The organism is Oceanisphaera marina, assembly GCF_014643915.1.
Taxonomy (GTDB): Bacteria; Pseudomonadota; Gammaproteobacteria; order Enterobacterales; family Aeromonadaceae; genus Oceanimonas; species Oceanimonas marina.
Genome location: NZ_BMKE01000018.1, coordinates 1 through 24414 on the forward strand (window position 1 = coordinate 1; position 24414 = coordinate 24414).

Sequence of the window (24414 nt, forward strand, 5' to 3'; positions counted from 1 at the left end):
CAAACTTTGTTTCGTTCGTTTCAAACCCTTGTGACCGTTGGCGTGTTGCCCCGTGTCAGTGGATGCGCATTATAGGGAGCGAGAGATTTAGCGCAAGGGCTTTTCGCTAAAAACCGAACCTTTTTTATCGATTGCGCAAAGTTACATCAATACGGTTATTTTCAGCTCGATTTATCTTCGATTACCGGTTCTGACGCACCAATACGAGTGACCAGCAACTGATCTATCTTGTAATTGTCTATGTCCACCACTTCAAACTTGTATTTGGCGTGCAGAACAAAATCGGTGCGCTTGGGTATCTTGCGCAGCATGTACATCATGAAGCCGGCAATGGTCTCGTAGTTCTCATCATTGGGGAACTCATCTATATCCAGCACGCGCATCACGTCTTCAAGTGGAGTAGAGCCTTCTACCAGCCAGGAGTTGGCATCACGCGACACTATATGGTCTTCCTGAGACTGCACCAATTCTCCCATCACGATACTCATGACATCCTTAAGGGTAATGATGCCAACGACCATAGCGTACTCATTCATGATGATGGCAAAATCTTCACCCGCCGTTTTGAAGTGCTCAAGTACCTCATACATGGATAAGGTATCGGGAATGATCAGCGGATTACGGATAATGCCTTCTTTTTGCAACGAGATGGGTTGCTGATGTAACACCTGCATCAGAATATCTCGTGAGTCTACGTAGCCAATCACCTTGTCCAGACTGTCCTCACACACCAGGAACTTGGCATGAGGGTGCTCGGCGATTTTATCTCTGATGCTGTCCTGACTTTCAATCAAGGTAAAATAGATAAGGCTTTCTCGCGTCGTCATTGCCGAGGTAACGGTACGCGATTCCATATCAAACACGTTTTCAATCAGATGATGTTCTTGCTCTTGCAGCACCCCGGCCTGCGCGCCAGCATCCATCATGGCAATGATATCTTCCGGCGTAATTTCATCCTTGCGCATGGTCGGCACTTTGAACAGACGAAAGAACAGGTTGGCAAGGCCATTGAAAAACCACACCAGCGGCTTGAGAAAAACGATAAAGAACGCCATCGGTCGCACCACAGATACGGCAATCCGTTCTGGCGCTATCATGGCCAGCCGCTTGGGTATCAGGTCGGCAAACAGGATAAAGAGTGAAGTCACCAGAAAAAAGGACATAATAAACCCCGTTTTTTCTATCCAGGCTCCCTCAAAAAACATCCGTAAAATGTCGGTAAGAAAAGGAGTAAAAGCCGCCTCGCCCAAAATACCACCAAGAATCGCTACCGCATTGAGACCAATTTGCACCACAGTAAAGAAGTTACCCGGTTGATCTTGTAGCAGCAGTACTTTTTCCGCGTTGGGATCGCCATCACTGGCCATCAACCTCAGCTTCATCTTGCGTGATGCGGCCAGTGCAATTTCTGATACCGAAAAAAACGAGCTAATCGCGACCAGCAGCACAAGTACCAGTAGATTCTCAAAAACAGTCATAGTGATGTATACCGATAAAAAGAAGGTAAAAAACCGGGGAAAACGAGCTCAGGATATCACGATATCTCTTGTTTGACAGACGTTGAATACCGGTTTTGGCAAGGATTTATCAGGACGGCAAAAGGAACTGAAACAAGAAAAGTGTTAGGATAATCCAAGTTTAGTCTGCCTTGCTATGACGCAAAAAGCAGGACTCAAGACCTATCGATATGGTTTCATTATTTTTCTTTCTCAGTGCCCGGATTGTGCTCATGATCATAAAAAAATTATTGTTTATAGTGGTGCTTTCAGCGGCACTAACACCGGCCTGGGCACAGGGAGACAACTCAGACTATTGGTCCTTTCAGGAATATCTGGATAGATATCCAGAACAACGTCAATTATTCGAAGACTTTTCCACTCGAGTACGACAAGCACCTCAACCCAGTACGATACCGACAACAACGCCGATACGGGTGGCCATGCTGGTTCCAGATCAACAGGTTTCCGATTATTGGTATCGGAATAAAAAAAGCTTTACTCATCGCTTAAAAGAAATAGGCATACCATTTAATTTAACAAGTTACTCTTCTCAACCAACAAGTACCCACAGAGAACAGGAACAACAATTAGCTGACGCATTAAAAACTGATCCCGATTATCTTGTTTTAACACTAAACTCTTTGCGCCATCGAGTGTTAATAGACAAAATAATGACTCGTGGTCGTCCCAAAGTCATTTTGATGAATATTACGACACCACTAAAACATTTAGGGACAAGGCAGCCTTTCTTCTATGTCGGCTTTGATCATAAAGAAGGCACCCGACTCTTGACCCGTGCCATTAACAAGATGACAGGAAAACAAGTCAATTATCTGATGTTGTACGGGATACGGGGCTATGTCAGTCATGCCCGAGGGGATGAATTTATTCGCCTGACTGCAGAGCAGCCCGGCTTTGCCATGAATCAGGCCTTTTATACCGATATAAACCGGGAGAAAGCCCGCCAGGCGGTTTTACAAACTCTGGCTTCCAAGCATAATATCAACCTCATTTATGCTTGCACCACGGATATTGCCCTTGGTGCCATGGATGCCTTGAAAACACTGAACAAGGAAGAGCATATTATTCTCAATGGATGGGGGGGTGGCAGCGCCGAGCTTGAGGCTCTGGCCAATGGCCATTTGGATGTTACCGTCATGCGCATGAACGACGATAGCGGCGTTGCCATGGCAGAAGCTATTCGTTTGGATCAAACAGGAAAAGCACATCTGATTCCGCTGGTTTACAGTGGGAATTTTGCCGTAGTTGATAAATATACCTCACCCCAAGAACTGGAGCGCCTGAAAGACTATGCTTTCCGTTATTCGAAGTAATAGCTTACGCGCCAACCGCCTGATCGGTATTGCGACAACCCTGTTATTCCCTTTGTTGCTATTGCTGGCGATGACGTTATTGTTACTGATATATCGCAGTACTTCAGCCATGGTCAATGACAGTATCAGCCATCAACTACAGGAGATTAACGATCGTTCACAAAGTCGCCTCGACAGTTACCTGAGCGGGCTCGATAACCTCTTATCCTCCACAGCGGAGAACCCTGAGCTGGCCAATATACTATTGCAAAATGATCGACAGGCCGCCAAGCAGCAGTTAGAAAAGACCTTGGATCACAGCTATGGTGAATATCTGGATTTACTGATTCTGACACGCCAGGATCAATATTGGACCAATATGAATTCGCCACTTTACTTACTGGAACACAGCTTGAAGCCGCTGATCACCAATACGCCCTATTATAATAAATGGACCAGTATGGAGCTGGACCCCTCACCTTCACCGCTAATTGCAGTGATACAACGTTATCCTATTCTATCTGCCAATTCAGGACAGATAACGGGCAGTATATTTGGTGGACTGATACTGAATGACAATTTAACCCTGTTAAGTTTATTGGGCAAAGGGATTAAAGATACCAACCTGCAGCTGCTGTTACAGGGCAAACCTGTAGGGCCGGCCCTGATTAATACCGATATACCTTCCAGCGTGTTTGACCAGGTTCTGTCCAGTAAACAGCATCAGGGGCAAATCAAGGGGCACTATTTCAGCCAACAGCCGCTGCTTATCAATGGCGAACCAAGCGAACTGTCATTACTGCTGCTAACAGATAACACTGCATTTCAGCAATTAAAAAAGGCCAATATCTATCATATGTTATTGGCCTTGGTGTTGGTGCTTGTGGCACTTTCTGTAGTGCCTCTTTACCGGCTGAAAGCGAACGCTCGGTATTGACCTTCAATCATGGAGTTACTCAACAGTCACCGATTTAGCCAGGTTTCTTGGTTGATCCACGTCGGTGCCTTTTATCAGCGCCACATAATAAGACAGTAACTGCAGTGGTATCGTATAAACGATGGGCGCTATGGCCTCTTCCACATGGTTGACCTGCATCACCTTCATGGTCGCGTCACCTTTGAAGCCCGCCTGCTTGTCCGCAAACACATAGAGAATACCGCCTCGGGCACGCACTTCTTCGACGTTGGACTTCAGCTTTTCCAGCAAATCATTATTGGGGGCCACCACGATAATCGGCATATCGGCGTCGATCAGCGCCAGCGGGCCGTGCTTGAGCTCGCCTGCGGCATAAGCTTCGGCATGGATATAAGAGATTTCCTTGAGCTTGAGTGCCCCTTCCATGGCGATGGGATACTGCTCGCCCCGGCCAAGGAACAAACTGTGGTACTTGTCGGCAAACTCTTCCGCCATCACTTCGATATCGCCGGCCAATGCCAGGGTATCAACAATATGACCCGGCAAGGCACGCAGCCCTGCTACCAGTTCGCTTTCGGTTGCTGTGCTCATGTTGCCACGACAACGCCCCACAGCCGTCACCAGCATCAACAATCCGGCCAGTTGAGTGGTAAACGCCTTGGTAGAGGCCACACCAATTTCGGCACCGGCACGAGTCATAAAAGCCAAGTCAGACTCTCGTACCAAGGAAGAACCGGGCACATTACAGATCGCCAGGCTACTCATGAAACCCGACTCCTTGGCCAGGCGCAGCGCCGCCAGGGTATCGGCAGTTTCACCGCTCTGGGACAGGGTAATCAGCAGGCTGTTAGGCCGTACCACCGATTTGCGATAGCGAAATTCGGAAGCGATTTCGATATCGCAGGACACTCCGGCCAGGGCTTCAAACCAGTAACGAGCCACCATACCCGCATGATAGGAAGTGCCGCAGGCAATCAGCTGGATATGCTCGACCTTTTCAAATATTTCACGGGCGCCATTGCCGAACGACTCGACCACCACCGCCGACTCGGTGATACGCCCTTCCAGGGTATCCGTGATGGCTTTGGGCTGCTCAAAGATTTCCTTCAGCATATGATGACGATATTCGCCCTTGTCGCCCGCATCGTGGGTCACGTCGGACTCCAGCTCTTCACGCACCACGGGCTTGCCGTCGGCATCAAATACATGGATGTCGCGGCGGGTTACCTCTGCAACGTCCCCCTCTTCCAGGAACATAAAGCGACGGGTCACCGGCAACAGCGCCAGCTGATCCGAGGCAATGAAGTTCTCGCCCAACCCCAGACCAATCACCAAGGGCGAACCGGAGCGCGCCACTACGACACGGGAAGGATCGCGTACATCCATCAGGACGGTGCCATAGGCACCCCGTAATTCTTTTACTGTAGTTTGCAGGGCTTCCAGCAGTGAGTTGCACTGCTGACGATGATAATGCACCAGGTGAGCAATCACTTCGGTATCTGTGTCTGAGCTGAACTCGTAACCTCTGTCCTGCAGCTCAGCCCGCAACTGTTCATGGTTTTCGATGATACCGTTATGCACCACCACAATATCACCAGAGACATGAGGATGAGCGTTACGCTCAGAAGGTTCACCATGGGTCGCCCAACGGGTATGGGCAATACCGGTGCCGCCGGCCAGCGGCTGCTCGTGCAGTGCGTCAGCCAATGCCTGCACCTTGCCCAAACGGCGCAAACGCCCCAACTGACCCGGCGCTTCGGCGATGGCCACCCCCGCCGAGTCGTAGCCTCGATACTCAAGACGACGCAGCCCTTCCACCAAGATTTCCGCTACATCACGCTGGGCAACTGCCCCTACAATTCCGCACATAAATCATTCCTCAGGAGTTGGAAGCAATAACCAGGTTAATGCCCTTTTGTTCTAGTTGTTGTTGCTGCTCAGCCGTAATGCCACTATCGGTGACCAAGGTGTGAATGGCCTGCCAGGGCAGTTCAAGATTGGGAATTTTGCGGCCAATTTTATCCGATTCGACCATCACCACCACCTCGCGCGCCACGTCGGCCATCACGCGTGATAACGCGGTGAGCTCATTAAAGGTAGTCGTACCCCGCTCCAGATCGATACTGTCGGCGCCAATAAACAGCTGGTCGAAGTCGTAAGAGCGTAATACCTGCTCGGCAACCTGGCCCTGAAAAGATTCGGAAGATGCATCCCAGGTGCCGCCGGTCATCAGCAAGGTCGGCTCGGGTTCCAGCTCGCGCAAGGCATTGGCTACCGCCAGAGAGTTGGTCATCACGACCAGTCCATGTTTCTGGCCCAACTCCCCCAACAAGGCGGCCGTGGTGCTGCCACTGTCGATAATAATGCGATTATGGTCACGAATGCGCTCGGCGGCAGCCTTGGCCAATGCCTGTTTCAGTTGGGAGACCGGCTCGTCTATTCGCTCGGCCACCATTTCGTTAGGCACAGGCACGGCACCACCATAACGGCGCAGCAACAGACCGTTTTTCTCCAGGGCGGTCAGATCCTTGCGAATGGTGACTTCGGAGGTTTCAAAACGCTGGGCTAATTCGTCCACCGTGACTTCACCCTGCTCATTAAGCAGCGTGATAATAGTATGACGACGTTGTTGGGTATTCCGTTTCGACATGATGCATCTAAGTTTCGGTTTGAAACTTAATGCTAGCAGATCAAAAGAACAGCTGGAAGCTTTAAGCTGTCAGCGATCAGTATCCCGAGGGGCTGGCGAGTTTGAGAGAATTTTTCAGACTTGGGACTTGGGACTTGGGACTTGGGACTTGGGACTTCAGCTATTAAAGCTCACGAATGCCACCAACGCAGCTGCAAATTCCGCAGCCACGCTGGTTTGACTTACAGCTGACAGCTTATCGCTTACAGCTTTTTCTTGGTTGGTCGTGGCCAATTTTTGATATGACGCTGGCGCACCCGCGTGATCACCAGTTCGGCTTCGGCCACGTCTTTGGTAACGGTACTACCGGCGCCCAGAGTCGCATTTTTACCAATGCGTACCGGGGCCACCAGCTGGGTGTCGGAGCCAACGAAAACGCCATCTTCAATGATGGTCTGGAACTTGTTCACGCCATCATAATTACAGGTGATGGTGCCGGCACCTATGTTGACGCCCTCGCCGATTTCCGCATCGCCCAGATAACTCAGGTGACCGGCCTTGGAGCCCTTGCCCAGACGCGCTTTTTTCATTTCCACGAAGTTACCCACATGGGCGTCTTCTGCCAGTACGGCCCCCGGGCGTAAACGGGCGAAAGGGCCAGCACTGCTGGCTGTTCCCAATTCGGCTTGCTCGATAAGGGAATACGGCTTGATCACGGCATCGTCGCCAATCACGCAATCTTTGAGTATGGCGCCGGCACCTATATGTACGCGGTTACCCAGGACTACCTTGCCTTCGATGATCACATTCACATCGATAGTAACCTCTTCGCCTGCGGTCAGTGTGCCACGCAGATCGAACCGCGCCGGATCCAGCAAGGTGACTCCCTCGCGCATCAGTCGCTCGGCCTGCATTTTCTGGTAAGCCCGCTCCAATCCGGCCAGCTGTACCCGATCGTTGGCGCCTTCCACTTCGGCGGTGCTGGCGGGATGCACGGTGGCAATGTCACAGCCGTCGGCGTGGGCCATGGCGAAGATATCGGTCAGGTAGTATTCGCCCTGGGCATTGTTGTTGTTCAGGGCGCCCAGCCAGCGCTTGAGCAGACCGGCTTCGGCCACCAGTACGCCGGTATTCACTTCATTAATGGTGAGCTGCTCGGGGTTGGCGTCCTTCTGTTCGACGATGCCCACCACCTTGCCGTTTTCCCGCACGATACGGCCATAACCGGTTGGGTTGTCCAGCTTCACGGTTAACAAGCCCACACCGCCCGCAGGCTTGGCGGCCAGTAACGCCTTGAGGGTATCCGGCTGTAATAACGGGGTATCACCATACAGCACCAGTACGTCATCGGTATCCGTTATTTCGGGCAGGGCCACCGCCACCGCATGGCCGGTGCCCAGTTGCTCGGCCTGATGCACCCAACACAAGCCGGCGTCGGTAATGCGCGCTTTCAGTTGCTCGGCCCCATGGCCATAGACCAGATGAATACCGTCCACATCACAGGCCTGTGCCGCTGCTATCACATGGCTCACCATAGGCCGGTTTGCCACTGGATGCAGTACCTTGGGTAAAGAAGAACGCATGCGGGTACCTTTACCCGCTGCCAGTATTACGGCCTGTGTAGTCATTCGGTTTTTCCCTTATGTTAAGAGTGAAGAGTAAAGAGTGAAGGGGAGACCTATCGGTATTGTGTACCTCTTCACCCTTTACACTTCACTCTTTAGCGCATTTTATAAAAAAAAAGCGACCCTAAGGTCGCTTTTTACGCGCATGAGTAACGCACGTTATCTTTTAAGCAACTGCAACACGCGCAGTTTCGCCACAGCTCGGGCCAGATCGGCGGCCGCTTCTGCATAATCCACATCGTGTGAGGAATTCTGCAATTTGGCTTCCGCCGCTCGTTTGGCTTCTTCGGCCTTGGCTTTATCCAGATCTTCGGCGCGAATAGCAGTGTCGGCTAATACCGTGACACTGCTGCCCTGTACTTCCAGCATACCGCCGGAAATATACAGAACTTCTTGTTCACCAGCCTTGGTAAGATACTGTACCAGGCCAGGACGGATTGCCGTCAACAAGGGGGCGTGTCCGTAACGGATCCCCAATTCACCCTCAGAGCCGGAAACCGTCACCGCACTGACAGAGCCAGAGTACAAACGCTCTTCGGCACTGACAATGTCCAGATGAAAGTTAAAATCGGCCATCAGGTTCTCCTTCGAGGCTTACAGTTTCTTGGCTTTCTCGACAGCTTCGTCGATAGAACCAACCATGTAGAACGCCTGCTCAGGCATAGAGTCGTAGTCACCGTCCAGAATACCTTTAAAACCACTAATGGTATCTTTCAGTGACACGTACTTACCAGGAGCACCGGTGAATACTTCGGCCACGAAGAAAGGCTGGGACAGGAAACGCTCGATTTTACGAGCACGAGATACCGTTTGCTTGTCGTCTTCAGACAGCTCGTCCATACCCAGGATGGCGATGATGTCTTTCAGCTCTTTATAGCGCTGCAGTACAGTCTGTACACCACGGGCAACGGCGTAGTGTTCTTCACCTACTACCTGTGGATCCAGCTGACGGCTGGTTGAGTCCAGCGGATCAACGGCTGGGTAAATACCCAGAGCAGCGATCTGACGGCTCAGTACTACGGTTGCATCCAAGTGAGCAAACGTGGTCGCTGGTGACGGATCGGTCAAGTCATCCGCGGGCACGTATACGGCCTGTACGGAAGTGATTGAGCCGGTCTTGGTCGAGGTAATACGCTCTTGCAGTACACCCATCTCTTCAGCCAGTGTTGGCTGATAACCTACTGCTGAAGGCATACGGCCCAGCAGTGCAGATACTTCAGTACCTGCCAAGGTATAACGATAGATGTTATCTACGAAGAACAGTACGTCACGACCTTCGTCACGGAACTTCTCGGCCATGGTCAGGCCGGTCAGTGCGACGCGCAGACGGTTGCCTGGTGGCTCGTTCATCTGGCCGTATACCAGCGATACCTTGTCGATAACGTTGGAATCGGTCATTTCGTGATAGAAATCGTTACCTTCACGAGTACGCTCACCTACACCGGCGAATACAGAGTAACCACTGTGCTCGATAGCGATGTTACGGATAAGCTCCATCATGTTTACGGTTTTACCAACACCGGCACCACCGAACAGACCGACTTTACCGCCTTTGGCGAACGGACAAACCAGATCGATAACCTTGATACCGGTTTCCAGCAACTCGGAGCTGTTTGACTGCTCTTCGTAGCTAGGTGCAGAACGGTGGATAGACCAACGCTCTTCTTCACCGATAGGACCTTTCTCATCGATTGGGTTACCCAGCACATCCATGATACGACCCAGGGTCTGAGTACCTACCGGTACCTTGATTGGGTTGTTGGTGCGCTCGATTTCCAGACCACGGCGCAGGCCGTCGGAGGAACCCATGACGATACAGCGTACAACGCCACCGCCAATTTGCTGCTGAACTTCCAGAACGATGCCCTGGCTCTGACCTTCAGTCGTGATCTTCAGCGCTTCATACACGCGAGGAACCGCATCTTGCGGAAATTCCACGTCTACTACGGCGCCGATGATTTGGACTATGATACCCTTACTCATGTCAAATCCTCTAAACCTTTGAATACCCTTGCCTTATACGGCACCGGCCCCGGCAACAATCTCACTCAGCTCTTGGGTAATCGCCGCCTGACGGGCTTTGTTATACACCAATTGCAGATCGTCGATCAGGTCGCCGGCGTTATCGGTAGCAGCTTTCATTGCCACCATCCGTGCAGCCTGCTCACTGGCCAGGTTTTCTACCACACCCTGATACACCTGTGCTTCCACAAAGCGAACCAGCAGCTTGTCTAATAATGACTTGGGATCCGGCTCATAGAGATAATCCCAGCTGTGGGTGGCAACCGTTTCTTCCGATGCGGGTAAGGGCAACAGTTGATCGATCTTGGGGGCCTGCACCATGGTGTTTTCAAACTTGTTGTACACCAGATACAGCCTGTCTATCTCACCCGTATTGTACGCCTCAAGCATCACGGTAACGGAGCCAATCAACTCAGACAGCGATGGGTTATCACCCAGGCCGCTCTTCTGTGCGATGACCTTGCCGCCATAGCGGTTGAAAAAGCTTACCGCCTTGCTACCGATCAGACCCAAATCAATGCTTACGCCTTGATCGGTCCATGCTTTCATGTCGGTAATGGCCTTTTTGAACAGGTTAATGTTCAAGCCACCACACAGGCCACGGTCGGTTGAGATAATAATAAACCCAACGCGCTTAACCTCACGGTCTTCCATATAGGGATGCTTGTATTCCAAGTTCCCTTGCGCGATGTGACCGATCACCTTGCGTATGGTTTCAGCGTATGGGCGGCTGTGGTCCATTCGATCCTGCGCTCTGCGCATTTTCGAGGCGGCCACCATCTCCATAGCGCTGGTGATCTTCTGAGTGTTTTTAACACTCCCGATCTTGCTACGTATTTCTTTTGCGCCGGCCATGTCGCTTCTCCAATTCAGGTGGCAGCAAACGCTGCCACATGGTTACCAGGACTGGGTAGCTTTAAAGCTATCCAGCAACGCAGACAGCTGAGCAACAACATCTTTGTTGTAGTCGGCTTTCTCGTTGATCTCTGCCATGGTGGCAGCATGTTCTGAACTGGCATAAGCGAGCAGGGCAGCTTCGAACGTAGTGATGAGGTTCAACTCAACATCGTCCAGATAGCCATTTTCGGCGGCAAACAGTACCAGACCCTGTTCAGCAACAGACATAGGGCGGTATTGCTTCTGCTTCATCAACTCGGTTACTTTCTGACCGTGATTCAGCTGCTTGCGCGTGGCTTCGTCCAGGTCGGAAGAGAACTGAGCAAAGGCAGCCAGTTCGCGATACTGGGCCAGAGCGGTACGAATACCACCAGACACTTTCTTGATAAGCTTGGTCTGTGCAGCACCACCAACACGGGATACGGAGATACCCGGATCAACTGCTGGGCGAATGCCTGAGTTGAACAGTTCGGTAGTCAGGAAGATCTGACCATCGGTGATTGAAATCACGTTGGTTGGTACGAAAGCTGACACGTCACCAGCCTGGGTTTCGATGATTGGCAGTGCGGTCAAAGAACCGGTCTTGCCTTTCACTTCACCCTTGGTGAATCTTTCTACATAGTCGACAGACACGCGAGATGCGCGTTCCAGCAGACGGGAGTGCAGATAGAAAACGTCACCAGGATAAGCTTCACGACCCGGCGGACGACGCAGCAGCAGAGAAATCTGACGATAAGCAACAGCCTGCTTGGACAGGTCATCGTATACGATCAGTGCATCTTCACCGCGGTCACGGAAGAATTCACCCATGGCACAACCGGAGTAGGGAGCCAGGTACTGCAGAGCAGCCGACTCAGAGGCCGAAGCCACTACTACGATAGTGTTTGCCAGGGCGCCATGCTCTTCCAGCTTGCGCACTACGTTAGAAATGGTGGACGCTTTCTGGCCGATGGCCACGTACACACACTTAACACCAGAATTTTTCTGGTTGATGATGGCATCAACGGCCAGAGCCGTTTTACCTACCTGACGGTCACCGATGATCAGCTCACGCTGACCACGACCCACAGGGATCATGGCATCAACGGCTTTATAGCCAGTTTGCAGTGGCTCATCTACCGATTGACGGTCGATAACGCCCGGTGCAATCATTTCTACCGGTGAAAAAGTATCGGCTTCAATTGCGCCTTTACCATCGATAGGTTCACCCAAGGTGTTAACCACACGACCCAGCAGGTTACGACCTACTGGAACTTCCAGGATACGGCCGGTAGAACGCACCTTCATGCCTTCGGCCAGATCCGTATACGGACCCATTACCACGGCACCGACGGAGTCACGCTCCAGGTTCAATGCCAGAGCGTACAGGCCGCCTGGCAGTTCGATCATTTCACCTTGCATGATATCAGCAAGGCCGTGAACACGGATGATACCGTCACTTACAGAGACGATAGTACCTTCGTTTCGTGCTTCACTGACAACGTTGAATTGCTCGATACGCTGTTTTATCAGCTCGGCAATTTCAGTTGAATTCAGTTGCATGCTCTATTCCCCAATCAAGATTGCAGCGTTTCAGCCAAGCGGGACAGCCTGCCCCGAACACTTCCGTCGATGACCATGTCACCGGCTTTGATAATAATGCCGGCCATCAGTTTTTTATCGACACTGCAATTCAGCTTCACTTTGCGATCTAGGCGCTTTTCAAGTGAGGCTTGAATCTTGGCCATTTGTTGCTTGGTCAGTTTGGCAGCAGACACCACTTCGGCCTCTACTTCCCGGTCCAGCTCCGCCTTCATTGCGACGAATTCCTGAACCACTGCTGGCAACACACTCAAGCGTCCGTTTACGGCCATTGCCTTTATCAGGTTCTGGCCTTGCTCATCGAGCTGTTCGCCACAGACAGCCAAAAACACGTCGGCCATCTTTTCCGCGTTCAGATTGCCGTTGATAACCTCGCCCATCTCTTCATTTTGCGCCACAACGGCGGCAAAACTCAGCATGGATAACCAGTTATCAACCGCTTTATTCTCAACGGCAAAATCGAAAGCTGCTTTGGCATAGGGGCGAGCAATGGTAATCATGTCCATAGCTCTATGTCCCTTACAGTTCAGCTACTACTTTCTCAACAATGTCGCTATTAGCAGCGGCATCAATTTGACGCTCGAGGATTCTTTCTGCACCTACCAAGGCAAGAGCAGCAACCTGCTTACGCAGTTCCTCTTTGACACGATTGCGTTCGGCTTCAACTTCAGCCTGGGCCTGTGCCAGAATTTTTTCACGCTCAGCCTGAGCTTCACGTGTAGCATCCTCGACGATCTGGGCCTTGCGCTTATTTGCCAGCTCAACAATTTGAGCTGACTGCAGCTTGGCTTCTTTCAACTGTTCGGTTGCATGATCTTGTGCCAGGGCCAGGTCTTTCTTGGCGCGCTCCGCTGAAGATAAACCTTCGGCGATTTCTTTCTGACGAGCTTCAATGGCACCCATAATTGGGGGCCATACAAACTTCATGCAAAACCAAACGAAGACGATAAAGGCGATCGTTTGACCGAGGATTGTTGCGTTCATGTTCATCGCAACTCTCCTTTAAAATAGTTAGCAGACTGATTGATAAACCGTGGCATTAAGCAGCAACGGCGAAAATCAGGTACAGAGCCATACCAACGGTAATCATAGGAATAGCATCAACCAGACCTACTACGATAAAGAAGTTAGTACGCAGAGCTGGCAGCATGTCAGGCTGGCGAGCAGCACTTTCCATGAACTTGCCACCCAGCATAGAAATACCGATAGACGCAGCGATAGCAGCAAAGCCCAGCATGACGGCGGCAGCGATGTAGATGATTTCCATTTTTATTCTCCAATTATTAGCGGTTTAAACGACTGCTTGTTAAAGTATTGTTATCTTTTTTTTATTAATGCTCTTCAGATGCCATCGATAGGTAGACGACGGACAAGATCATGAAGATGAAAGCCTGCAGGGTGATAATCAAAATGTGGAAAATCGCCCAAGGCACATTAAGGGCCCATTGAGACCACCACGGCAGTAAACCAGCGATCAAGATGAAAATCATCTCACCGGCATACATGTTACCGAACAATCGCAAACCCAATGAAATAGGCTTGGCGACCAGTGATACAGTCTCAAGCACCAAGTTAACAGGGATCATGGACCAATGGTTCAACGGTTGCATGGTCAGCTCTTTAACAAAGCCGGACACGCCTTTCATCTTGATACTGTAAACAATAATCAAGATAAACACGGAGAACGCCAGGGACATGGTGATGTTAACATCGGCGGAAGGAACAACCCTCAGGTAAGGAACACCGAGCAATTGTGCGCCATAAGGCAGATAGTCGACTGGTAGTAAATCCATCAAGTTCATCAGGAACACCCAGACAAAAATGGTCAGCGCCATAGGCGCAATCAACGCACTTTTACCATGGAAGACGTCTTTAACGGCGGTATCTACAAAGCCTACTAACAGCTCAACGGCACATTGCAACTTGCCTGGCACACCACTGGTTGCACGAGTGGCAACCTTGTGGAACAGCCACAAGAACAGTATTCCCAGGACAACGGAAACAAGCAAAGAATCGATATTTAACGCCCAAAATCCCGAACCAATCTGTAAATGAGTCAGATGGTGAGAAATATAACCCTGGGAAGTTAAGACATCTCCTGTTGCAGCCATGTGTTTTCCTAGTAACGGTTGTTGAGAGTGAACGAAACAATCCACTGCATCAGCAATGCAAGGGCGTAAGCCGTAAACAAAGGAGCATGAAGCACCTCCATGTACTTGAGCACTATCACAAACAACAAGATAGTACTGCCAAACTTAATCCCAGCCCCGCTGTAAAAGTCCGCCACAACACTGCTCGACGTAGCGCCTTTGGTACTAAAGGCCAACACGCGTATGCTGAACAGACATTGGGGAACCCAGTAGATTCCACCCCCAATAAGGGCGGAACGAGCGACAGCCTCACCTTGCTGATAAAAAAACAAGGTAGCGACTGCCACCACCAGGAGTAATTGACAACACAAGATCACCAGCGCCATTTGCTTGTCGCTCAGGTGCCGCTTCATTTGGTCCACAATCACTCCTGATACAGTTAGGGGCTTATTGGCCACACACAAAGGTGTTGTCAGCTAAGCCCCAAAAAAGCAGGTCAAATTATACCCGTGCCCCGCGTAAATGCAATTGCAGTAAGCCCTTATTTTCGCTGGCTAACTACGGTTTTTCCGACCATTTACCACGAGTTAAACTAATTGAACATTTTTTATCAGTTACATTTCCGGCTCGTCGTTGATGCCAAAAAAATGGCTTATTTTGTCAAGTTCATTCAATGAGTTATATGAAATGACCAGCTTGCCTTTGTCTTTGTGAGTCGACTTGATTTCTACTTTTGCTCCCAGTTTCGCCCCCATTTCCTGCTCAAGCTGGCTCATCAGCAAGGATCTTGGCTGGGTAATCGTCTCTTTTTTAGGTGTGAGTGCCTGTTTTACCAACTTTTCGGTTTCACGAACCGTCAGACCTTTTTGTGCCACCAAGCGAGCCAGTTCGGTCTGCTGTTCGCCGCTAATGGCCAACAGGGCACGGGCATGGCCCATTTCCAGCGAACCGTGCTCAACCAATTGCTTCACTTCATCGTTGAGTTGAGCAAGGCGCAACAGGTTGGAAACGGTGCTGCGACTCTTACCTACCGCTTCGGCTACCGACAGATGGGTAAAGCCAAACTCTTCGATCAATCGCGACAGGGCGCGCGACTCTTCGATGACATTGAGATCTTCACGCTGGATATTTTCGATAAGCCCGATGGCCATGGCTTCTTTATCGGCCACGTCCTTGATCAGGCAGGGCACCTGGCTCAAACCGGCGATGCGTGCCGCTCGCCAGCGCCGCTCGCCGGCCAGAATTTCATAGTTTCCCTCCGCCAGGGGGCGTACCACTATAGGCTGAATAATGCCTTGCTGGCGGATAGAGGTGGCCAGTTCTTCCAGTGCCACCTGTGACATATCGCGGCGGGGCTGATATTTGCCAGGCTGCAATTCGTTTAATGCCAGAGTTTGCAAATCACCATTGGCTGCAGGCTGAGAATGAGTGTCAGCCTGATGCTGACGCAGATTCGCGGCCGAGCTGGTACTGAGTAAAGCATCGAGTCCTTTACCCAAACCACGTCGTTTTATCGTCATGCTATTTGTTCCGAAGATTCGTTAGAGTCTACAGCCAGCTCTTCTCGGCGCAGTATTTCACCGGCCAGCGCCAGGTAGGCTTTGGCACCCAGAGAAGATTTATCGTAATACATGGCAGGCTGACCAAAGCTCGGGGCTTCGGCAAGGCGCACATTGCGGGGGATAACGGTGCGATAGACTTTGTCACCAAAGTGGGATTTAAGCTGATCGGACACCTCATTCGACAGTCGATTTCGATGATCGAACATGGTTCGCAATATTCCTTCGATTTTTAAATCTGGATTCACCACCGCCGCCAGCTTGCTGATGGTGTCGACCAGGGCGGTCAGCCCTTCGAGAGCAAAATACTCGCACTGCATGGGCACCAATACCGAATCGGCCGCCGACATGGCATTCACGGTCAGCAGGTTCAGGGAAGGGGGGCAGTCGATAAAAATATAATCGTAATAATCACGAACCGGAGCCAGAGCATTGCGTAGTCGAACTTCGCGGGCAAACACTTCCATCAGCTTGATTTCGGCGGCAGTCACATCGCCGTTGCCGGCCACCAGATGATAGCCACCGCTGGTTTCACGCTCAACCACCTGATCGATCGGCACTTCATCCACCAGCAGCTCATAGGCGGTATTGGCCACCTGATATTTATCGATACCGCTGGCCATGGTGGCATTGCCCTGGGGATCCAAGTCGATTACCAATACCTTGCGCTTGGTTGCGGCCATGGATGCCGCCAAGTTGACACAGGTTGTGGTTTTACCCACGCCCCCTTTCTGATTGGCAATGGCAATGACTTTTCCCACCGAATACCTCTACTGACTGGCTAGCTACCTAGCTAATTTAATGACCACCAGATGGCGATCTCCGTCCTGCTCCGGCACGCTCAGGGGATATACCCGGTCCAGAGCGAGATGAGCAGGCAATGATTGTAACTCCTGCTCCGGATATTGTCCTTTCAAGGCCAAAAACTGGCCATCCGGTCCGGGCAGATGTGCGCACCAGCTTACCATGTCATCCAGCGAAGCAAAGGCCCGACTGAGCACGGCATCAAACTTTTGCTCGGGCACATAATTCTCGACGCGACTTTGTACTGCAATCACGTTGGTGAGCCCGAGTTGATGGATGACCATGCGGATAAAACGAATACGCTTGCCCAGACTGTCGAGCAATACGAACTGTTTGTCAGGATTGACAATGGCCAGCGGCAAACCGGGTAACCCCGGGCCGGTGCCCACATCGATAAAACGCTGCCCCTGCAGGTAAGGACTCACTACCAGGCTGTCGACCATGTGCCGGCCGATCATGTTTTGTGGATCCCGTACCGAGGTCAGATTAAAGGCTTTATTCCACTTATCGAGCAAGGTAACCAATGTAACCAGCTGATCGATTTGCTCTTCGCTAACGGTCAGTTCGGTTTGAGCCAGCAAGCGCTCTAATGTGTTCTTTAGCTGTTCTTTCATGTTTACTCTTTACGCCGACTTGCGCAGCAAACCGCGCTTTTTCAGGTGAACCAACAAGATGGAAATGGCAGCCGGAGTGACACCGGAAATACGCGATGCCATGCCCAGGGTTTCCGGCTTGGCCTGGTTGAGCTTGATGATCACCTCATGAGACAGCCCTGGTACTTCGTTATAGTCCAGATCCAGTGGCAAACGAGTATGCTCATTACGCAAATGCTTTTCTATTTCGCCTTTCTGGCGCTCTATGTACCCGGCATATTTAATCTGAATTTCTACCTGTTCGGCCGCTTGTTCGTGCGCGATGGCCGGACCAATACCCTCTACCGACATCAGCTTGTGGTAATCCAGCTCAGGGCGGCGTAATAATTCTTCAAAAGTATGTTCTTTGCTTAGCGGCGATTTCAACAAGGCGTTCAACGTCGGGGCTACGTCGTGAGCAGGGCTTACCCAGTTATCGCGTAGCCGTTGTGTCTCTTGAGTGATCTGCTCCATTTTGTCGCAAAACAGTGCCCAGCGATGATCGTCGACCAATCCCAGCTTGCGTCCTTCTTCGGTCAAGCGGATATCGGCATTGTCTTCACGCAGCAACAAACGATATTCGGCTCGGCTGGTAAACATGCGATAGGGCTCTTGAGTACCCAGGGTAGAAAGATCGTCCATCATCACGCCCAGATAAGCCTGATCACGTCGTGGAGACCAGGCCTCTTTGCCAAAGGCACGCTGGGCGGCATTCAAACCCGCGAGCATGCCTTGAGCCGCAGCTTCTTCATAACCTGTGGTGCCGTTGATCTGGCCGGCAAAAAACAGGTTATGCAAGCATTTGTTTTCCATGTTGATCTTCAGGTCACGAGGATCAAAATAATCATATTCGATGGCATAACCAGGACGCATGATGTGTGCCTGTTCAAAGCCTTTGATTGAACGCACGATCTTCAGCTGCACATCGAACGGCAGGCTGGTGGAGATGCCGTTGGGATATAGCTCCGTGCTGGTCAGGCCTTCTGGCTCAACAAAGATCTGATGAGAAGTCTTGTCGGCAAAGCGCATGATCTTGTCTTCGATCGAAGGACAATAGCGAGGGCCGATCCCTTCGATCACACCCGCGTACATGGGGCTTCGATCCAGGTTTTCACGGATCACATCGTGGGTTTTTTCATTGGTATGCGTGATGTAACAGGGGATCTGTCTGGGTTGATCCTCACGGCTACCGATAAACGAAAACACCGGCGTTGGGTTATCACCAGGCTGTGCCTGCATAACCGAAAAATCCACGCTGTTGGCATCAATTCTGGGCGGGGTGCCGGTTTTCAGCCGATCGATACGTAACGGCAATTCACGTAACCGTTGAGCAAGGGCGATGGACGGTGGATCACCAGCACGACCGCCTTTGTAATTATCCATACCGATGTGGATCAAGCCATTGAGGAAAGTTCCTACCGTCAATACCACTGTCTTGGCACGAAACCTAAGCCCCGTTTGAGTGACGACCCCGACCACAACGTCGCCTTCAAGGATCAGATCATCACAGGCTTGCTGAAAGATCTTTAAATTAGGCTGATTTTCGAGTCGGGTTCTGACTGCCTGGCGATATAGTTGACGATCCGCCTGGGCACGAGTGGCTCTGACTGCCGGTCCTTTTGATGCATTCAGGGTTCTGAACTGAATCCCCGCGTTGTCGGCAGCCATGCCCATGATCCCGCCAAGCGCATCGATCTCCTTGACCAGATGGCCTTTACCAATACCGCCAATAGCCGGATTGCATGACATTTGTCCCAGAGTATCGATGTTATGGGTTAACAACAGGGTGTTTGCCCCCATACGAGCGGCAGCGGCAGCGGCTTCTGTGCCAGCATGGCCACCACCAACAACGATTACGTCAAATGATTCTTCATAGTGCATAACAGATACTCTTGAGACAAGCGGTGTAAGGATCCCGAAGGTCGATCATTTTAGCTGTTTTATCGATGGGATGGAAATGCGATCGAGAGGATCTTTGCTGTGCTTAATAGATCTTAGATCTCTAGAGAGATCTTCTGTTAGATCTATTATTAAGGAGATCCTTTTCTGTTAATAAGCACTTTTTGATCTTTAAGATCATGAGCTTAAGTATGATCGCTTGCTGTGTACAACCTTGAGACAGGCTCCCTTGATCCGGTGGGTAACTAGCATGGTTATCCACATAGGCTCAGGGTGATTTATTTAATTAAGAGGATAACTATAGGTTTAACACCGGATTTGTCCATTGTTATGCACAGTGCCGGCTTTTCAGGTTTCAGTCTGAGAGCGGGATCGGAAGGCCGGATCTGTTGATAACTTGGTGGAAAGAATTTTTTAGACGTCGGGATCCAACCTGAGTCGGATCCGTAACAGCAGCAATAAAAGCAGGATCTAGTGGTGATATATCCAGTGATCGAGCCATTTTTTGGCGATCACCTCTGGAGGATCCGCCAGGCTGACATCGATGGCAAGTAACTCGGCCACGCGTGTTCCACCCAACTGGGTGAGCTGAGCATCCAGTGTTTGTATGGCATGACAGAAAGTATCATAAGAAGAATCTCCCAAACCCACGGCAAGATATTGAAGTCCCGCCAGATTTGGCTGCTGTTGAGTCAGCTGCTGAAACAGGGGGTGAATGTTATCGGGCAGATCGCCAGCCCCGTGGGTAGAACAGATCAATAACAGATAGTGATCGGGCTTGATCAAGATGTGATCAAGCTGGGGAGAAGTGTGAATAACCGTTTGATGACCGTGGTTTTTCAGGATCTCGGAGAGCTCGTCGGCAAGATCTTCGGCCGAGCCCAATGTTGAACCCACCAAGAGGGTGAAATGACTCATACATTCCCTTAATGTAATAAAAGTGGTGATTTTAGCATCGTCTGCGGCGATAGTCGGTGTAAGATAGGGGCCGACAAGGCAGGTTAGCCTTAGTTGAACGGGCATGCTCTAGTGCGGTTAAAGATGTATTTCTGAGTATTTAGTGCTAATAATGCATAAATATTCCATTTTTAATTGTGTAATGGCATTGACCAGATACCGCAATCCATATTTCAATAGAAGCGGGTCTCAATCTGTATCCCGATAAGAGTTTTACAAAATAACAAGGAAGATATCGTGACGTATATTCATAACACCATCACCAAACTCAAGAAGACCAGCCCTGCTCAAGCTGAGTTCTATCAGGCTGTAGAGGAGGTGCTGGACTCGTTACAGCCCATCCTTGAAACCAACGAACAGTATCAGCTGAACTCTATTATCGAACGCATTGTTGAGCCAGAGCGTCAAATCATGTTCCGGGTTCCCTGGGTTGATGACCAAGGCAAGGTTCAGGTCAACAAGGGTTATCGCATCGAGTTCAACTCGGCCCTCGGTCCTTATAAGGGCGGCCTCAGATTCCATCCCAGCGTAAACGCCAGCATCATCAAATTCCTCGGTTTCGAACAAATCTTTAAAAACGCCCTGACCGGTCTGCCAATTGGCGGCGGTAAAGGGGGTGCCAACTTCGATCCCAAGGGCAAGTCAGACGGCGAAATCATGCGTTTCTGCCAGTCTTTCATCAATGAGCTGTATCGCCACATAGGCCCGACGACCGACGTACCTGCCGGTGATATCGGCGTAGGTGCACGTGAAATCGGCTATATGTTTGGCCAGTACAAGCGTCTGACTGGCAACTATGACGGTGTATTCACCGGCAAGAGCCTGCTGTGGGGCGGTTCACTGGTTCGTAAAGAAGCGACCGGCTATGGCTGCGTTTACTTTGCCCAGTATATGCTGGAAGACAAGGGTGATTCTCTGGTTGGCAAACGTTGTCTGGTATCCGGTGCCGGTAACGTGGCCATTTATACCATCGAGAAGCTGTACCAGCTGGGTGCTATTCCAGTAAGCTGTTCAGACTCAAGTGGTACTATATACCACGAAGCGGGTGTGAACCTCGATACCCTGAAAGATCTGAAAGAAGTACGCAAGGTTCGTTTGAACGAGTACCTGACTGCGCATCCAGATGCCAAGTTCATCCCGATTGCTGAATATCCTGAAGACGGTAATGCAGTATGGCGTCAGCCAGCCGATTTGGCTTTCCCTTGTGCAACTCAAAACGAGTTGAGCGAAGCCGATGCCAAGGTGCTGGTTGCCAATGGTTGTATCGGGGTATCTGAAGGTGCAAACATGCCTTCAACTCAGGATGCCGTGGAAGTGTTCCTGGCCGCCAAGATTCATTATGGCCCGGGTAAAGCAGCCAATGCCGGTGGCGTTGCCACCAGTCAGCTGGAAATGGCGCAGAATGCGAGCATGCAACGCTGGAGCTTCGAGGAAGTAGACGAGAAGCTGAAAGTGATCATGAAGAACATCTATCTGAATGCCAGCGAAACCGCTGCCGAGTTTGGCGAACCGCACAACCTGGTGCTGGGCGCTAACATTGCCGGTTTCCGCAAAGTAGCCGATGCCATGATAGAGCAGGGCGTCGTTTAAGCGACAGCCATCAGCTTTAAGTTTTAAGCTGTAAGAAAAAAAGCCCCGGGCCTCACTGCTCGGGGCTTTTCTTTTTGCTTCACGCTTACGTTCAGTTCGTTTTTAACGGATAGCGTATGGCGTAATGCGTTATTTAGGCTGCACGTTCAACGGCAATCACTGAAATTTCCACCAGCAGTTCGGGACGAGCCATGGCTGCTTCTACGCACGCGCGAGCCGGTGCATGGCCTTCGGGCACCCAGGCATCCCATACCGCATTCATGTCGGCAAAATCCGCCATGGTTTTTAAATAGATAGTGGCAGACAGCATATGCTCGCGGCTTGAACCTGCAGCCAGCAGCAACTCATCAACTTTATCCAGCATGGTGACCGTTTGTTCGGTAATATCCTTGCTGGCATCTTTACAGACCTGACCACACAGATAAATGGTGCCGTTGTGCTTGACGATACGGCTCATACGTTGCGCAACCTGCTGGCGTTCTATAGTCATTTGTACTCCGGATTAGGTATAAAAGTAGGCATAAAAGCGGTTATATGATGCAAACCTTAACCTTTGGACTGACGTTGTAAACGTTTAATGAATAAAAGGATGAAATATATGGCGGCGATCACGGAGCTGAATATCTATCCGCTTAAATCGGCAGCTTTTGTATCCTCAAATGAAGCCTTTGTGACACATGAAGGCATTCTGAATGATCGGCGTTATATGCTGGCCAAGCCCGATGGTTGCTTTGTAACGGCTCGGACTCATCCTCGGCTGCAAAGCATTCAGGTCAAGCTTGTAGCGGGGGGATTGGCTGTGCGCTATGGCGATCAGCTGCTCGAGGTACGTCACTCCGCTTTTTTACAGCAGCCCATGACCACGACTGTGTGGGATGATGACTTTATCGCGCTAAGCACCCATCCGGATTACGATGCCTGGTTTAGCCAGATCCTGGGAGAACCGCTGCAGCTGTTATGGCTGGGGGAGTGCTCGCAACGCTATCGCGACAAGCTGGGAACCCGGGTGAGCTTTGCCGATGGTTATCCTTTGTTGCTGATATCTGAAGCTTCGTTGAACGATCTTAATCTAAGGGCGGATGCGCAATTGCTGATGTCTCAATTTCGCCCCAATATCGTGGTGGCGGGCAACAGAGCCTTTGAAGAAGATGGTTGGCGACATATTCGTATTGGTGAGGTTGAATTTTTAGTGGCCAAACCCTGCAGCCGATGTGTGATGACCACCATAGAGCCGGGGACTGAAGGTTTTAATGCCATAAAAGAACCACTGGCAACCTTGCTGCGCTATCGGCGCGGAGAAGACGGCGAGGTGTATTTTGGACAAAACCTGATTGCACTCAATGAAGGTATCATCAAGAAAGGTGATGAGGTGGAGGTATTGGAATACGCCTCGGCCCCCATTTATGCGGACACAGCCCCAAAACGGCGCTCTTTGAAATGTGTAGCGCGTGAGTTGCTCACACCCGATATGACCACTTATTGGCTGGAGCCAACTGACGGTAAATCACTGGCCGATTACAAAGCGGGGCAACATTTGCCGATTGCGCTGGATATAGCAGGCAAGCGCTATCTGCGTTATTACACCCTGAGTTCCAGCCCGACTCGACCGGGTCGTTATGGCATCAGTGTGAAACGCCAGCCTGACGGCCTGATATCCTCCTGGTTGGCCGAACATCTGCTGCCCGGCAAGACGCTGCTGGCTCATGCCCCCGCAGGGGAGTTTGTGCTGCAAGCTGCCGAACGCTATCTTTTACTGTCGGCTGGCTCGGGCATTACACCCATGCTGTCGATGATCCGAGCCTTGGCTGATCATCAGCAGCTGAAGGATGTGGTGTTTATTCATGTCTGTCGTACCGAGGCTGACATACCCGCCGTTGAAGAGTTGCAACAATTGGCTGATCGCCATACTGGTATGCGACTGGAGTTTGTATTGACCCAGCCCACAACAGGCGAGGGCGGGCGTCTGACTCTGGGCCACCTGGCTGGCATTACAGCGTTGCAGGAACGACAAACCTATCTCTGTGGCCCCGCCGGTTTTATGCAGCAAACGCGTAGTTGGCTATTGGCGCTGGGTTTACCTGCGTCCCGCCTGCAGCAAGAGTATTTTGCCAGTCCGCAAAGCGTCACTGTTTCACGTGAAACACAAGCCGTGACCATACGCATAGGCGAAAAATCCTTTACGGGTAATAACCAACAAGATCTGCTGACTCAAGGCGAAAATCAGGGGATCTCTTTGCCCTGGTCTTGCCGAGCCGGAATTTGTGGTAGCTGTAAACAGCAGCTGATTGCAGGTGAAGTGGATCAACCTGACGCACCGGCCTTGTCGGCATCAGAGCGCGAAGCGGGCATGGTATTGACCTGCTGCTGCGTACCGCTGTCGGATGTGGTCTTGTCGTAATGA

General features: G+C 50.9%; 23 protein-coding genes. 4 read left to right on the plus strand and 19 right to left on the minus strand.

Annotated elements, in window-relative coordinates; all coding sequences use genetic code 11:
- Window positions 1–161: 161 nt before the first annotated feature.
- Window positions 162–1478, minus strand: coding sequence for a polyamine export protein PaeA (gene paeA / locus IEW52_RS11220; RefSeq protein WP_188630169.1), 1317 nt, complete (start codon window positions 1476–1478; stop codon window positions 162–164).
- Between the two features lie 251 nt (window positions 1479–1729).
- Here paeA and IEW52_RS11225 point away from each other — a divergent pair, with 251 nt between their 5' ends.
- Together IEW52_RS11225 and IEW52_RS11230 are read left to right on the plus strand one after the other, a co-directional pair.
- On the plus strand, window positions 1730–2833 hold the full coding sequence (locus IEW52_RS11225; RefSeq protein ID WP_188630170.1) for a substrate-binding domain-containing protein: 1104 nt from the start codon (window positions 1730–1732) through the stop codon (window positions 2831–2833).
- The gene (locus IEW52_RS11230) at window positions 2811–3749 is read left to right on the plus strand and encodes a LuxQ periplasmic sensor domain-containing protein (protein ID WP_188630171.1); all 939 of its coding nucleotides are present in this window, start codon (window positions 2811–2813) and stop codon (window positions 3747–3749) included. The genes IEW52_RS11225 and IEW52_RS11230 overlap by 23 nt, the downstream gene beginning before the upstream one ends.
- 15 nt (window positions 3750–3764) lie before the next feature.
- On the opposite strand, the gene glmS is transcribed toward IEW52_RS11230, so the two are convergent.
- The 17 genes from glmS to mioC form a co-directional block, all read right to left on the minus strand.
- The gene (glmS, locus tag IEW52_RS11235; RefSeq protein ID WP_188630172.1) at window positions 3765–5597 is read right to left on the minus strand and encodes a glutamine--fructose-6-phosphate transaminase (isomerizing); all 1833 of its coding nucleotides are present in this window, start codon (window positions 5595–5597) and stop codon (window positions 3765–3767) included.
- A 10-nt stretch (window positions 5598–5607) separates the two neighbouring features.
- Window positions 5608–6378, minus strand: coding sequence for a DeoR/GlpR family DNA-binding transcription regulator (locus IEW52_RS11240; protein WP_188630173.1), 771 nt, complete (start codon window positions 6376–6378; stop codon window positions 5608–5610).
- A gap of 242 nt (window positions 6379–6620) precedes the next feature.
- On the minus strand, window positions 6621–7985 hold the full coding sequence (gene glmU, locus IEW52_RS11245) for a bifunctional UDP-N-acetylglucosamine diphosphorylase/glucosamine-1-phosphate N-acetyltransferase GlmU (RefSeq protein WP_188630174.1): 1365 nt from the start codon (window positions 7983–7985) through the stop codon (window positions 6621–6623).
- Window positions 7986–8141: 156 nt separating this feature from the next.
- Entirely contained in the window at window positions 8142–8558 is a 417-nt protein-coding gene (locus IEW52_RS11250) for a F0F1 ATP synthase subunit epsilon (protein WP_188630175.1), read from the minus strand.
- Between the two features lie 18 nt (window positions 8559–8576).
- Window positions 8577–9965 carry a F0F1 ATP synthase subunit beta gene (atpD, locus tag IEW52_RS11255; RefSeq protein ID WP_188630176.1) on the minus strand — a complete coding sequence of 463 codons (1389 nt, stop codon included), beginning with the start codon at window positions 9963–9965 and terminating at the stop codon, window positions 8577–8579.
- A gap of 33 nt (window positions 9966–9998) precedes the next feature.
- Complete coding sequence (gene atpG / locus IEW52_RS11260) at window positions 9999–10859, minus strand: F0F1 ATP synthase subunit gamma (RefSeq protein WP_188630177.1); 861 nt, start codon at window positions 10857–10859, stop codon at window positions 9999–10001.
- Window positions 10860–10901: 42 nt separating this feature from the next.
- Window positions 10902–12443, minus strand: a complete 1542-nt coding sequence (gene atpA / locus IEW52_RS11265) for a F0F1 ATP synthase subunit alpha (protein ID WP_188630178.1) — start codon at window positions 12441–12443, stop codon at window positions 10902–10904.
- Between the two features lie 14 nt (window positions 12444–12457).
- Window positions 12458–12988 carry a F0F1 ATP synthase subunit delta gene (atpH, locus tag IEW52_RS11270; RefSeq protein ID WP_188630179.1) on the minus strand — a complete coding sequence of 177 codons (531 nt, stop codon included), beginning with the start codon at window positions 12986–12988 and terminating at the stop codon, window positions 12458–12460.
- Window positions 12989–13001: 13 nt separating this feature from the next.
- Window positions 13002–13472 carry a F0F1 ATP synthase subunit B gene (gene atpF / locus IEW52_RS11275; protein WP_188630180.1) on the minus strand — a complete coding sequence of 157 codons (471 nt, stop codon included), beginning with the start codon at window positions 13470–13472 and terminating at the stop codon, window positions 13002–13004.
- A 49-nt stretch (window positions 13473–13521) separates the two neighbouring features.
- A complete protein-coding gene (atpE, locus tag IEW52_RS11280) occupies window positions 13522–13749 on the minus strand; it encodes a F0F1 ATP synthase subunit C (protein WP_086964335.1) in 228 nt (75 codons plus the stop codon).
- A 64-nt stretch (window positions 13750–13813) separates the two neighbouring features.
- Window positions 13814–14593 carry a F0F1 ATP synthase subunit A gene (atpB, locus tag IEW52_RS11285; protein ID WP_188630181.1) on the minus strand — a complete coding sequence of 260 codons (780 nt, stop codon included), beginning with the start codon at window positions 14591–14593 and terminating at the stop codon, window positions 13814–13816.
- 8 nt (window positions 14594–14601) lie between these two features.
- A complete protein-coding gene (locus tag IEW52_RS11290) occupies window positions 14602–14985 on the minus strand; it encodes an ATP synthase subunit I (RefSeq protein ID WP_229667917.1) in 384 nt (127 codons plus the stop codon).
- A gap of 201 nt (window positions 14986–15186) precedes the next feature.
- On the minus strand, window positions 15187–16092 hold the full coding sequence (locus tag IEW52_RS11295) for a ParB/RepB/Spo0J family partition protein (RefSeq protein ID WP_188630183.1): 906 nt from the start codon (window positions 16090–16092) through the stop codon (window positions 15187–15189).
- The gene (locus IEW52_RS11300) at window positions 16089–16892 is read right to left on the minus strand and encodes a ParA family protein (protein WP_188630184.1); all 804 of its coding nucleotides are present in this window, start codon (window positions 16890–16892) and stop codon (window positions 16089–16091) included. The genes IEW52_RS11295 and IEW52_RS11300 overlap by 4 nt, the downstream gene beginning before the upstream one ends.
- Before the next feature lie 24 nt (window positions 16893–16916).
- On the minus strand, window positions 16917–17549 hold the full coding sequence (rsmG, locus tag IEW52_RS11305; protein WP_188630185.1) for a 16S rRNA (guanine(527)-N(7))-methyltransferase RsmG: 633 nt from the start codon (window positions 17547–17549) through the stop codon (window positions 16917–16919).
- A 9-nt stretch (window positions 17550–17558) separates the two neighbouring features.
- A complete protein-coding gene (gene mnmG / locus IEW52_RS11310; RefSeq protein ID WP_188630186.1) occupies window positions 17559–19448 on the minus strand; it encodes a tRNA uridine-5-carboxymethylaminomethyl(34) synthesis enzyme MnmG in 1890 nt (629 codons plus the stop codon).
- Window positions 19449–19937: 489 nt separating this feature from the next.
- Window positions 19938–20384 carry an FMN-binding protein MioC gene (gene mioC, locus IEW52_RS11315; protein WP_188630187.1) on the minus strand — a complete coding sequence of 149 codons (447 nt, stop codon included), beginning with the start codon at window positions 20382–20384 and terminating at the stop codon, window positions 19938–19940.
- A 276-nt stretch (window positions 20385–20660) separates the two neighbouring features.
- Here mioC and gdhA point away from each other — a divergent pair, with 276 nt between their 5' ends.
- Window positions 20661–22013 carry an NADP-specific glutamate dehydrogenase gene (gene gdhA, locus IEW52_RS11320; RefSeq protein ID WP_188630188.1) on the plus strand — a complete coding sequence of 451 codons (1353 nt, stop codon included), beginning with the start codon at window positions 20661–20663 and terminating at the stop codon, window positions 22011–22013.
- Between the two features lie 133 nt (window positions 22014–22146).
- On the opposite strand, the gene IEW52_RS11325 is transcribed toward gdhA, so the two are convergent.
- Complete coding sequence (locus IEW52_RS11325) at window positions 22147–22503, minus strand: RidA family protein (RefSeq protein ID WP_188630189.1); 357 nt, start codon at window positions 22501–22503, stop codon at window positions 22147–22149.
- 108 nt (window positions 22504–22611) lie between these two features.
- Here IEW52_RS11325 and IEW52_RS11330 point away from each other — a divergent pair, with 108 nt between their 5' ends.
- Complete coding sequence (locus tag IEW52_RS11330) at window positions 22612–24411, plus strand: MOSC domain-containing protein (protein ID WP_188630190.1); 1800 nt, start codon at window positions 22612–22614, stop codon at window positions 24409–24411.
- Window positions 24412–24414 lie beyond the last annotated feature (3 nt).